Origin of the sequence: Fulvivirga imtechensis AK7 (assembly GCF_000331535.1) — a bacterium.
Taxonomy (GTDB): Bacteria; Bacteroidota; Bacteroidia; order Cytophagales; family Cyclobacteriaceae; genus Fulvivirga; species Fulvivirga imtechensis.
The window spans coordinates 206,180-218,291 of sequence record NZ_AMZN01000006.1 but is presented as its reverse complement, the minus strand read 5'-3'; the positions used below and the strand labels follow the sequence as shown (position 1 = coordinate 218,291).

14 protein-coding genes are annotated in these 12,112 nt (G+C 42.2%); 3 read left to right on the top strand and 11 right to left on the bottom strand.

What is annotated here, in order from left to right; genetic code table 11:
* Window positions 1-195: 195 nt before the first annotated feature.
* Window positions 196-369, top strand: a complete 174-nt coding sequence (locus C900_RS29680; protein ID WP_157493861.1) for a hypothetical protein — start codon at window positions 196-198, stop codon at window positions 367-369.
* Here C900_RS29680 and C900_RS02730 read toward each other — a convergent pair.
* Window positions 352-879 (bottom strand): DinB family protein, encoded by a 528-nt coding sequence (locus tag C900_RS02730; protein WP_040495326.1) that lies wholly within the window; start codon window positions 877-879, stop codon window positions 352-354. The two genes, C900_RS29680 and C900_RS02730, sit on opposite strands and share 18 nt — an antisense overlap.
* Before the next feature lie 455 nt (window positions 880-1,334).
* Here C900_RS02730 and C900_RS02725 point away from each other — a divergent pair, with 455 nt between their 5' ends.
* Window positions 1,335-1,712: a reverse transcriptase family protein gene (locus C900_RS02725; RefSeq protein ID WP_245558389.1), complete on the top strand. Its 378-nt coding sequence runs from the start codon at window positions 1,335-1,337 to the stop codon at window positions 1,710-1,712.
* On the opposite strand, the gene C900_RS02720 is transcribed toward C900_RS02725, so the two are convergent.
* The 5 genes from C900_RS02720 to C900_RS28045 all read right to left on the bottom strand — a co-directional run bounded on the left by C900_RS02720 (window position 1,681) and on the right by C900_RS28045 (window position 6,338).
* On the bottom strand, window positions 1,681-2,130 hold the full coding sequence (locus C900_RS02720) for a GNAT family N-acetyltransferase (protein WP_009578028.1): 450 nt from the start codon (window positions 2,128-2,130) through the stop codon (window positions 1,681-1,683). The two genes, C900_RS02725 and C900_RS02720, sit on opposite strands and share 32 nt — an antisense overlap.
* A gap of 172 nt (window positions 2,131-2,302) precedes the next feature.
* Window positions 2,303-2,728, bottom strand: a complete 426-nt coding sequence (locus tag C900_RS02715) for an SRPBCC family protein (RefSeq protein WP_009578027.1) — start codon at window positions 2,726-2,728, stop codon at window positions 2,303-2,305.
* A 126-nt stretch (window positions 2,729-2,854) separates the two neighbouring features.
* Window positions 2,855-4,201: a sensor histidine kinase gene (locus C900_RS02710; RefSeq protein ID WP_040495324.1), complete on the bottom strand. Its 1,347-nt coding sequence runs from the start codon at window positions 4,199-4,201 to the stop codon at window positions 2,855-2,857.
* A gap of 149 nt (window positions 4,202-4,350) precedes the next feature.
* Window positions 4,351-5,028, bottom strand: coding sequence for a DUF6989 domain-containing protein (locus C900_RS02705; RefSeq protein ID WP_157493860.1), 678 nt, complete (start codon window positions 5,026-5,028; stop codon window positions 4,351-4,353).
* 14 nt (window positions 5,029-5,042) lie between these two features.
* Window positions 5,043-6,338, bottom strand: a complete 1,296-nt coding sequence (locus tag C900_RS28045; RefSeq protein ID WP_009578023.1) for an oxygenase MpaB family protein — start codon at window positions 6,336-6,338, stop codon at window positions 5,043-5,045.
* Between the two features lie 262 nt (window positions 6,339-6,600).
* On the opposite strand from C900_RS28045, the gene C900_RS02695 reads away from it, so the two are divergent.
* Entirely contained in the window at window positions 6,601-7,782 is a 1,182-nt protein-coding gene (locus C900_RS02695) for a GNAT family N-acetyltransferase (RefSeq protein WP_009578022.1), read from the top strand.
* On the opposite strand, the gene C900_RS02690 is transcribed toward C900_RS02695, so the two are convergent.
* The 5 genes from C900_RS02690 to modA all read right to left on the bottom strand — a co-directional run bounded on the left by C900_RS02690 (window position 7,766) and on the right by modA (window position 11,810).
* A complete protein-coding gene (locus C900_RS02690; RefSeq protein ID WP_009578021.1) occupies window positions 7,766-8,818 on the bottom strand; it encodes a COX15/CtaA family protein in 1,053 nt (350 codons plus the stop codon). The genes C900_RS02695 and C900_RS02690 overlap by 17 nt on opposite strands.
* Window positions 8,819-9,120: 302 nt before the next feature.
* The gene (locus C900_RS02680; RefSeq protein WP_009578020.1) at window positions 9,121-9,999 is read right to left on the bottom strand and encodes an ABC transporter ATP-binding protein; all 879 of its coding nucleotides are present in this window, start codon (window positions 9,997-9,999) and stop codon (window positions 9,121-9,123) included.
* Window positions 9,996-10,667, bottom strand: coding sequence for a molybdate ABC transporter permease subunit (gene modB / locus C900_RS02675; protein WP_009578019.1), 672 nt, complete (start codon window positions 10,665-10,667; stop codon window positions 9,996-9,998). The genes C900_RS02680 and modB overlap by 4 nt, the downstream gene beginning before the upstream one ends.
* Window positions 10,667-11,065, bottom strand: a complete 399-nt coding sequence (locus C900_RS02670) for a TOBE domain-containing protein (RefSeq protein WP_009578018.1) — start codon at window positions 11,063-11,065, stop codon at window positions 10,667-10,669. The genes modB and C900_RS02670 overlap by 1 nt, the downstream gene beginning before the upstream one ends.
* Window positions 11,046-11,810 (bottom strand): molybdate ABC transporter substrate-binding protein, encoded by a 765-nt coding sequence (modA, locus tag C900_RS02665; RefSeq protein WP_009578017.1) that lies wholly within the window; start codon window positions 11,808-11,810, stop codon window positions 11,046-11,048. The genes C900_RS02670 and modA overlap by 20 nt, the downstream gene beginning before the upstream one ends.
* Window positions 11,811-12,112: the final 302 nt, after the last annotated feature.

Genomic DNA, 12,112 nt, shown 5'->3' with positions numbered 1-12,112 from the left:
GGTTCTTCCCATGTTATACTTAATCTCACCAAAGGAAGACTAAGGATTATAAATGACTACGAGTGTCTGCGACACGATGAAATTATGCTCTGCAAGTAAAAAAATAATCCATTCAACCGCAGCAAATGAAAGAAAATGAATAACTGACTCGGTAAGCAATAGTGTTCTAATAACAGGAATTCTGCACATAATGCCGTGTCACAGACACTGGTGATCATTGAGGGGTCCGTAGTCCCTGCGGTAGACTACGAACAACGAGAGATCAAGCTTCATTTTAACAGATATTGTGGTATTGTGGTAATGATCAGCTATCGGTTTGGTTTGTTGATGAAAACACTAACAAAGGGGTGGTCACTTTACTCCTTTTGACCCGTCCCACCAACCATTTTTCTTTCTTATATAAACAATCTGTCCGGTGTGGTAGGAATTATGTGTGCAGATGTTTGCAATTGAAGCGCTCCACTCCGCTAATTGTTTGTCGGTAGCGTTGTCTACAGCTTGCTCCCAAGCGGTCTGTATACTGTCTAACTTTTGGACTGCGTAATTCCAGTCCTCCCTGTTAAATGTTTTAAAAGTCAGTTCGTTATTCCCATCAAAGTCAGGTGGAGAATTACCATGAAAAGCAATTAGTATTCTTTCATTCCAAAATGCTAAATGTGAGACTAATTCACCAATAGAGTGATTACTGGTACTGTCCTTCCAGTTTGCCTGATCGACTGTAAGTCCCTCTACTGCATCTTTTACTGGTACATACCAATCTTTATGTGTATGAGTGCTTTTAAGTTGTTCAAGAAGAATTGATTTAACTGTCGGGTGTTTGTTCTCTTGGGAACAACCTATAAGCAAAAGTCCAAACGCAATGTTCAGTATTGTTCGCATACCTTACAATCGTAATCCTTAATCTTACCAAGGGAAGACTAAGGTTATAAATAATTACGAGAGCCTGTGATACGGTCAAAACTATGCTTTGTTTGTGAATAAACGTCAAATAACTGACTGGCTTCTATTTTATAACCGCGGCTCATTTCATGAAGGTAAGCAATGAGTTTTTAAAATAACAGAATTCTGTACATAATACCATGCACAGACACTTATCGCTAAGAGGTCCTTAGTTCCAGCGGTGGACTATGAACAAGACGCTAAACGGCTGTATCGTAAAAAAAACAAGCTAAAACAGACTGTAGCAAAAAATACTTTGCCCCTAAGGAGCCCGGAATTCGGTCAACACCGAATAACTGAAATACCTTTAGTAGCACAGTTCTTATTTCACCAAAAAACCTGAACAAAATCTCCCGTTCAGGCTTTTTTTGACGGTATTTCAGCTATTCGGCTTAGTGTTGGATGTACTGGACAAGGAATTTGTAAGAAAAGGACATCGGTACGTCCGTTATGCTGATGATTTCAGTATATACACGAAATCAAAAGCAGAAGCCAAGAGGATAGGGAACGAGGTTTATCTGTTTTTACAGGATAAGTTGAAACTGCCTATCAACAAGGAGAAAAACGGAATACGAAGACCGGGCAATTTTGAGTTGCTGGGCCACGGGTTTGTACCCACTTACAAGAAAGGTGAAAAGGGCAAATACCAATTGGTGGCAAAGAAAAGCAGTTGGGGTTCACTCAAACGTAAACTCAAAGAGGTTACCAAGAAAACCAAACCCTACAAATTTGAAGAACGGCTCAAGCTCTTCTTTCAAATAATATTTTTCTAATTCCAAAGTCAGTATCCCATTGTTTAATTTCTTTGAAACCAAGCTTTTTATACAATTCATTAGCTGGTTTGTTGTTAACACCCGTTTCCACAATAAAGAGTTTAAAGTCAAATTTATTGAAAATGAATTCTAATAACTTTCTCGCTATTCCGCGTCTAAAAAATTTGGGGTTTACTACCAAACTATTGATGTCTATGTATTTATCAGCAAATTCAATCTCAATAACTCCTGCTAATTCAGTGCTTTCGAAATATCCAAAGAACACATTATCACTTTTTAGATAACTTTCCAGAGGTCTTTTAAGTGGCGGAAAATCAGTTGTATCTAACAGTTTTGCTTCAATAGCATACGATAATTGAAAAACTGCATGTATTTGATTTGATATTTCTATTTTATTGTTTTGAAGTTTTTCAATCATTAATAATTAAATTTTCAGATTTGGTCTATACGAAAACTCTAAGTGGCCTTAAGAATGAAGCTCCAAAAGCGGAGCGTACTGAGGTACGAGAGCATTTTTGGGGGCGAGCGTAACTAAGCACGCGTTACGCTATCGCTAACGCGTGCTAGTCGGGCCAGAACTTGAGGTGGAGTCAATTCTCCTCTACATACTGCCTGAAATTATCCAGAATAGCTTGCCATCCACCTCTTTGCATTTCAATAGGATGTGTATTTTCTGCTTCAAAGGTCTCCATAACCTTGGTCTCGTTGCCATTAGTTGAAAATTGAATATCTACCTTTCTGTCATCATCCATGGTATATTTTATTACCTCATGCTGTTTGACTTGAGTGTATACACCGGCAAAGTCAAAGCTCATACTTCCGTCTTTAGCGGCCATTGTAGTGCTAAATCTCCCCTTCTCTTTCAGATCATTTTCTGCCTGGGGAGCATGCCAGTCGTCAGAGGCAAAACACCAGTTGATAATGTGCTTAGGTTCTGTCCAGTACTTCCAAACTTTCTCTACGGGGGCCTTTATAGTTGTTTCTACAGTGATGGCGGTTTTGTCTTTAGTTTCCATTGTTACGTTCGTTTTTTGGTGTAAAAGTTGTTTAATGTTTTGTTAAGACAAAGATAACTGCCAAAAAACTGCCAACTGGGGTGTAAAAACGGCAATAGCTAGTGGTGAATACGCCAGAGTTACAATTTAACTGGCAGCAGCCTGGTCTATCAACGGCAGCTCTACCACAAAGGTAGCTCCACCGCTTTCTGCCGCTTCGTAATACACCTGGCCCGATATCAATTCAACGTAACGCTTTACTAAAGAAAGGCCCAGCCCGGTGGAGCTTTCGCCCCCTGTGGGCCGTGCGCTCAGTTTTGAAAACTTTTTAAATAACCTGCTTTCCTCTTCCGGGTTAATTCCCGGTCCTTCATCCATAATTTTCACTTGTACGGACGAGCCATTTTCAAAAACACTGGCTTGTACCTCCTTGCCATTTTCAGAGAATTTTATGGCGTTAGACATCAGGTTTTCGAGGATAAGATACAAGTAAGTTTTGTCAGCCAGTACGGTACAATTAGAAGATTGATTACTCAATCGGATCTGTATTCGCTTTTCATTAGCAGGCTTAGCCATATTGTCCACCACTTCGGTAAGCAAAAGGTACAGATCTATTCGCTCCATTTTAAGATCAAAATCCTCCTGGCTGGAGGCATCCATTTCCAAAACACGGTTCACCAGATGTTGCGCATTTGAAGAAGATTGAGTGATCATACTAATATAGTCCTTATGACGCACCGGATCATTCTCAAACTCCATCAACCTAACAAGGCTGTTAATGTTTTTGAGCGGACTTCTTAAGTCATGAGCAAGTATCCTGATTATATAATCTTTTTCTTCAATATGCTTTTTCAGCTCGGTTGATTGTGCTGCTATCATCTCCTTTTGAGTTTCGAGCAATTCATTTTTATCCTCCAGGTCAGTTAGCGCTTTGGTTTGGATAGATTCGAACACAAAGGCTATAAACAAGATGATCAATAACAATCCGGGCAATACTGAAATGTACCATAACGTTCTCAATTCAGGATTATATTCCACAGGAAGTTCCTTGCCCTGGTAAGCAATGAAGGCAAACCATAGCATAAAGAGAAATGAAATACCTCCCCAAATACTTCCCGAAAGGCGGTTGACCACCAGCAATGCCAGCACAGGAATAGAGATGATCCACGGGTAAACGGCAGACCACACACCCCCTGAATAATAGGTGAGCACTATAATAGCAAAAGCGCCTACAAAGATGAAAACATTGCCTAACCATGCAATGGGAATACGTGTTTTAGCTAAAAATGGGAGTAGCAAAAAGGCAATAACATTAAAAATCATCAGATAAATACCCTTATCGTAGCTAAATACCATACTCAACCAGATATAGGTCGTGGAAAAGATACTGGTAAGCCAGCAGCCACGAACGAACAGGCGTGCCCGCCTCAGCGTATTCGCATTACTAAAGTGTACAGGATTGATGAAGGAATCGACCAACGCTGCAATCTTCATAAACAGTCGGGATAAGATTATGTCAAAAAAAGGCAATATTCGTCTATTACCTTACGCATGCGCAATATAAGGCAAAAAAATCAAGTAATTTATCCAGTCTACCGATTTCGCGACCAACTGCAAAAAGAAAACGTTAAAGTTAAAAATTTCTATCGCGCAAGGCCAAAAGCCAGGGCAGCGCTCAACAATATCCACACCCCTTCAACAATACCAAGCGTAATAGCTCTGATTGGCTTTCGATCCAGCGAATAAAAGATCAAAAGTGGCAAAGAAAGAGATATCAACGCTTCACAGAGAATGACGTAGACCGGTGCATTGAATATCATAGTGGTGTTGTTATTATATATCCACCACCCGGCATCTTTGGCCAGGTGTTCGTATATCGGTATGTACATACCTCCGGCAATACTCAAAATAACGGATGCTTTAAAAATGTTGTATTTCTTTGTAAGCCACACCCCGATAAATCCCAGTTGCAATAGTACATTAGACCATGCAAATGGCATATAAGCCGGGGAGCTCCATATCATCAGCTCATTGCCGGGGTAAATTAGGCTGTTGATAGTGTCAACAAGGTAGTGATCTGTTACCAGCTCCAATATTCCTGCTACCGTTCCGAATATTACCAATCGATATATCAATGGATTTTTGAAGCGAATAGCATAGTACCAGTAAAAGATATATAAGCAATAGGTAATAATGCTGGCAGATATTGGTCCGGCCTCCAAAAGGGAGCTGCCAAAAGACCATGCAAGCAACAAACCCAAAGAGCTGAACACCGCAATAACAGTCCTCCTGTCAAGGCCGGGAACTGCGTAAGTTTCCATAGTTACATTCATATTCATATCAACTTTTGATTCTTTTTTTGCCAGGCGAGCCTGTTTCCTAAAATACTGGGAGTGATTAGCTTGTAATTATTCCATTCTTCTGTCAGCCCCCAATCCTTCTGCAGTGAAGGAGGTATGGAAAAATGAACACCCTTCCCTCCGTTGAGGTGGTGAATAATACCCTGTAGCAGAAGCCTGTTAAACGGAGGTGTAATGGTACGGATAAACTCCGAATTTTCCAGGTGGCTTATCTTTCCGATAATATACCTGGTCAAAGAGAGTACGACTCTGTCCTTTATATCCGAATGGCTGGTGACACCGATGCATTTGGATAAGTCGACAGCAGATGATTTAGAGAAGTCTTTTAAAAAGAAGTCCATCAAAAAATTAGGCATTTCATCGAAAGTGTTACCCGGCATAATGTAATTGATAAACTTAATGCACGACTGTGTAAGCGCCTTTCCTTCGTCAGATTCAGCGGCCTGGTGCTTCAGTATCCTGGTGGCGAGTTCGAAGCCCTCATCATAAGTATTGGGCAACAGTGCCTCATCAATACCCATGAGATACCCCACTACCTTCCAGCAGTGCATATAAGCATCTGATTCCTGTTGGGTCAACTGTATATTCAAATGTCGGAGCCCTGATAGTATCACCGGGCCAAAAGACATCAAAGTGCCGGCCAGATCCTCCTGGTTAATGGGCTCCCCCAGCCCGGCAACATCCCACGGTGTGTTTTTATATTGACCGCTCTTTAGATAATAGCGAATAGCTGCATGTATCAGTCTTACCTTTTGAATGGTAACTATACCACGCCCCTCAGGCGCCAACCCACCGGAAGACATCACATTTACGATCATCTGGGCAGTTTCCATCAGTCTCCTGGCCAGCGGGTCCATGTCTTTGTTGTGTACCAGCAGGCGCCCCGTATCAAATAATACTCTCGCTCCTTTGGCACAAGTGTAGCACAAGGGAAGCGAACTTACATTGAGCAACATGAATATCTCAGGGCCATAGATACTGAACAGCTTCTCGCCCCGGTTGATCATTGACATATCCGCCCAGGAGGGTAACTGGCTGGTACGCTCGAAATACTCACTGAGAATAGCTGCCAGATCCGACTCAAAGTGAGAAAATGTGTCAGCTTTGAAGCTATCATTCTGTACCAGCGTCATAAACACCTGGCTGATCTCCTTTTCATATCCTGACGTGATGATCTGTGCTACTGTATCATCAGCTAAGGGATCTGCTATTAACCTATAATTATTCAGTGCGTCAGGGGTCAATACTGACAGCGAAAAAGTGTCTTTCATTCTTACAAGAAAGCGTTATAAACTAAAAAATGTACAGTATGCATGCAAAATAGTTACTTCTGCAATATTTAAAAACATTATAGCCGAAATTCCACAATAAAGTTTCCCGATGCCTGATTAGTGTTTGTAAGAAAACTCTAAATGGCTTTAAGAAAACATCTTAGAGACACTAATTATAGCGGTCATTTAACCCTATGATCCAGATCATATTATCAAAATAGTGCAGTTCTTAACTTAAGCCCTTCATTAAAAAACAGTATCTATGATCTCAGAAGTACAGGAGATAAGTGAGTGTGTAGAAGAGAAGGCGGAAAACATATACCATACAATAGAGGTGGACAGCAGGCCCCTGGAAAAACGTTTTTATAAAATTCCCGAAACAATTTATCGCAATGATCCGGATTGGATCCCCTTTGTGAGGGAGGATATAGCAGCAATATTTGATCCACGTAAAAATCCCTACTTCAAACATGGTAATGCTGCACGTTGGATACTCACCACTCCTTCCGGAAAAGAGGCCGGAAGGATAGCAGCTTTTATTAACTTCAATAAAATGTATGATGGTAACAAAAAAGTTGGTGGCATCGGTTTTTTTGAATGTATTAATGATAAAAATGCGGCCTTTACACTATTTAACATAGCCGTGAAATGGCTGAAGGTTCATTATTTTGTTGAAGCTGTGGATGGTCCGATAAATTTTGGCGAAAATGATAAGTTCTGGGGTTTACTGATCAAAGGCTTTACCCCCGCTTCATACGGCATGAATTATAACCCTCCTTATTACCAGGAGCTTTTTGAAGCTTACGGATTTAACATCCTATACCGCCAGATCACCAATAGCCTGGATTTTTCAAGGCCTTTACCACAAAGGTTTGTCAGAATTGCACAACGAGTAGCCAGCAATGACCATTATTCCTTTAAACCCTTTAGATATCGGGCGAGAGAGCAGTTCGTGGCTGATTTTGTTGAAATTTATAACAAAGCATGGGTGTCTTTCAAAGATTTTCACTCCATGGATGCCGATGTGGTCAGGAAATCTATCAGCGAAATGAAGCCAATAATGGAAGAAGACTTTATTTGGTTTGCTTATGCGGGTAAAAGTCCAACAGGACTGCTGGTGGCGCTCCCCGATGTAAATGAGGTGATCAAATATTCAGGTCCGGCATTCAATTGGTGGGGGAAGCTGAAGTTTCTGTTTTACAAGAAAATCAAAGGCTTCTCATGCGCACGGGTAATCGTTATGGGCATAGTGCCGGAGTTTCAACATCATGGCCTGGAGTCTGCACTGATCTATCATGCCTTCAATGAAGGTAAGAAACGTCCACAATACAAACATGTACAGTTGGCATGGGTTGGTGATTTTAATGATAAGATGATCGCCATCCATAAAGCCATGGGCGCAGTTGAAGATAAACAACATGCCACATTCAGGAAGATGGTTTAACGATGGGGGTAAATGATAGTGTAACGCTATGCCTTAAATAGTAGAGCATAACTGTGGCCATACCAAATATAAGTACTGCCAGAACCTGGTGTATAACCCCTAAAACCAAAGGGACACTCAATACCAAGGTTGCAATTCCTGTTATTACCTGCAGGCAAACCACGATCAGCAAGTAATCTGCATAGCGCCTGATTTTTTTAGGATAATAGCCTGACCTGATCCTCCGCCATAACATGACAATGGTTCCTGTAACTATCCAAGCAAACCACCGGTGCAGAAACTGAACAAAAGCGCCATTATCAAAAAGATGATCGCCATGATCAAAGGTATGGACGGGCAGCAAAGTGCTATCCATCAAAGGAAAGGTATTATAATAAAACCCCGCTTTCAATCCTGCTACAAAAGCTCCGAGTATAATTTGAATAAAGATGACAACTAAGCAGACTATAGGAAGAGCGCGGCTTTTACTCTTTATAGTGGAGGTATGCACCCGTTCATTATTCTTCATATCAAGTATCAGCCAGAGTATGGCGCCAATTAATAGCAATGCCAGGCCAAGGTGCATGGCGAGCCGGTAATGGCTTACATGAGGGTTATCCTGCAAACCACTTTCAACCATGACCCATCCCATTACACCCTGTACCATTCCTAATGACAGAATGAACAGTAGGCTTCTGACAGCTCTGTTTGTTAGGCTCTTGGTGATCAGAAAATAAATAAAAGGAATAATAAAAACTATTCCAATGATCCTGCCTATCAGTCTATGGATGTACTCCCACCAAAAAATGCTTTTAAACCCGGAAAGGGTAAGATGGTAATTAAGTTTTTGATATTCAGGAAATTGCTGATAAGCTTCAAAAGCTTTCTGCCAGTCCTGCTCATTGAGAGGCGGGATAGTACCGGAGATCACCTTCCACTCTACAATGGACAGCCCTGAGCCGGTGAGCCTTGTGATGCCACCCACCATGACCATAAGTAATACCAAAAAAATGCCTGACCAAAGCCAGGCTATAATGGCAGATCTATTTTTATTCATTTAACACCAGCAATTTGTTTTTCTGCCGCAATATGAACGATTTCAAATCATTGTTCTATGATCCAGGTCATAGAGCTGGGATTTAATATTAGAAATACGAAAAAAAAGCCGAAAACCAGACTCCACATACCAATATAGAACTTGTTAATTATAATTAGTGTCTGTAAGAAAACGCCAATGCCTGCGTTATGCTTGTCCCAAAAATGCTCTCGTACCTCAGTACGCTCCGCTTTTTGGGACTTCATTCTTAAAACCACTTAGAGTTTTGTTAGAGACACTAATTGATAATAGTCTTGTAAAAGCTATTCACCCACTCTCTGAATAACCGGATTAAATGCCTTAGAAGCTACCATCACCTGATCACCAACTTTCAACCCTGCTATTTCAGACTCCTGAGCAATCACCTTAACCACATTGGTGCCAATAAGCACTGTTACAATATAAACAACTTCTTCTTTCCGTATCTCCAAAACTTCCCCTGTAAAACGAAACTTCCCGCTCATCTGACCATAACCAAAAACTTCTGCAGGACTCCCCTGCCGGGCAACTACACCATCTTCGAGGACATAGACTTGGTCGGAAAGTTTGAAAACCTCAGGGATATCGTGGCTGACGAGAATAGTAGTCAGGCCATACTGCCGGTGCACCTTTTGAAGGTAATCCTGCAGCTTGATGCGTATTTTGCTATCCAGTGCAGACAGCGGCTCATCCAACAGCAAGATATCCGGCCGCTGTACAAGAGCCCGGGCTAGTGCCACACGCTGTTTTTGTCCACCTGATAGCGTCCCCGGCTTTCTGTCTTGCAGTTCCGACAGTTCGATCATATCCATCAGCTCATCAACAATGTCAGGCTTTTGTCGCCTGGTCAGTGCATACTCCAGGTTTTTCCTCACCGTCATGTTGGGAAACAGTGCATAATCCTGGAACACCAGCCCGACCCGCCTCTGCTGGGGCGGAAGGTTTATGCCCTTATCAGTATCCACCCAGGTTTTGTCATTGACAATGATTTGGCCTTCATCAGGCTTCATCAGGCCCGCAAGCATCCTCAGGGTAGACGTCTTTCCCGCCCCTGATGCACCATAAAGTGTAGCAAACTGCCCTCGCTCAAGTGCCAGCTCAATGTTCAGTGTCATGAGGTTTTGCGCAGTATTCAGTATCTTTTGTAATGATATGTGTATCATCGGCCAGCGCTTTTAAAATACCCACCGTTCAGCAGATAGACAGACAATAAAATGAGAAAGGTAATGGCAAAAAGGATGATGGAGTACATATTAGCTGCGCTATAATTCAACGCTTCTACCTCATCGTAAATGGCAATGGACGCCACTTTGGTCTTACCGGGTATATTGCCCCCAATCATAAGCACCACGCCAAATTCGCCAATGGTATGGGCAAAAGAAAGGACTATGCCTGTAAGTAAAGAAGGTTTTATATTTGGGAGTAAAACCTTGAATAAAGTGGTCATACCCGATTTTCCCATCACATAAGAAGCTTCGCGAAGTTGCGAAGGAAGGTTAGCCAAACCTGACTGAACAGGTTGCACCATAAATGGCAAACTATAGATGATAGAAGCCAGCACAAGCCCCTCAAAAGTAAATATGAAGCGAATGCCCAGCCACTCGTCCAACCAGCTTCCAAAAGCATTGGCCGGACTGAAAGCTACAAGCAGATAAAACCCCAAAACGGTAGGTGGCAGCACCAATGGCATGGTTACAAGCGTCTCCACCACTGCCTTTGTTTTTCGGTTGGTATAAGCCAGCCACCATGCCAAGGGAATCCCAATGATCAACAGAAAAACAGTAGTCACCAGCGCCAGTTGAAAGGTCAGTATGAGTGGTTGCCATTCCATTATTCCGATAGCATCATTTCATTTGTTTTTATCATAGCTTTCACTTCCGCATTAATATCTATATTCAGTTGCTCAACCGCCCGTGTAGTGATAACGGATACGATCTCCCCTAACCTGGTATTAATTACCAATCTACTGATCAGGCTGCCCTTTTCAATACTACTGACTGTTCCTGCTATTCTATTTTGCAAGCTGATATTTGATAAGTTGCCAACCCCGATAATTACCTCTGTTTCTTTAAACAGCAATTTGACCGGTCGGCCTTCTTGCAGATAAGAGGCGGTTTCCGGGGTCTCTATAACGATTGACTTCAATACCACATCTTCAGCAACGGCCGTGACCAACGACAGGCTTCCGCTTACCTCAATGGCAGTTATCTTACCGGTTAGTATATTCATTTTTGGCGTATCCCGAATGTTCTAAAATCTCTTTTGCCTGTTCAGAGAATAAAAATGCATAAAACTTTTCAGCCTTTTTCATCTCGCCAGTGCTTTTAACAATGACCGCTCCCTGGGCTATCGGGCGACACGCATTTTCATCAACTGCTATCCAGGCGCCCCTATCGGCCATTTCTGACGATAATACTACAGACTTAGCCGTAAAACCTACTTCCGCTGCGCCTGAGATGATAAACTGATTGGTCTGAGAAATACTCTCCCCATAAACCAGCTTTTGCTCCACCTTTTCATAAATATCATAATGCTTCAGCACTTCTACTGCTGCCTGGCCGTATGGGGCAGTTTTAGGGTTTGCCAACGCGATATGGTTGATCTGCCCGCTGGTGAGTATTGTTATATCAGGTTCAATTCCTTCAGCAGCAGACCAAAGTACCAGTCTGCCATAGGCATAGGTTTGCGGAGTTCCGGTGGTAAACCCACGTTGATAAAGCGCTTCCGGGTATTTCATGTCCGCAGAAACAAACAGGTCGTATGGCGCTCCCTCTATTATCTGTGCCATCAGCTTTCCCGAGGAGCCGGTGATGATTTCACAGTCTATGCCGGTTTGCTCGCTGAATGCATCAACCAGCTCCTTTATGGCAAACCGCATATTTGCAGAAGTGGCAATGGTAAGTTTTGCATCATTTCCTGACCTGCAAGCACAAACAACCATTATCGTGAAAAGTAGCAGAAGTATTTTATTCATTTGCTGCTAAATTTACCAACTACGGCTGGTGAAAACCAAGGTTTGGGGTACAATTCAGACATACTGATCGATCATTTCCTACCTACCGATGACGATAAGTTGTGATTTAGTGGCTTTAAGAAAACGTTCCCGCCAAAGGGCGGGACGAAGTGCCAAAAAGCGGAGCGTACTGAGATACGTGAGCATTTTTGGGCCGAGTGTAACGCAGACATTGGCGTTTTCTTACAGACACTATTTAGTCAAAACATTGATTTAATTCACTCACTTTCCGATAATTGGGGGCTTATAGTTCCGCAACCCAT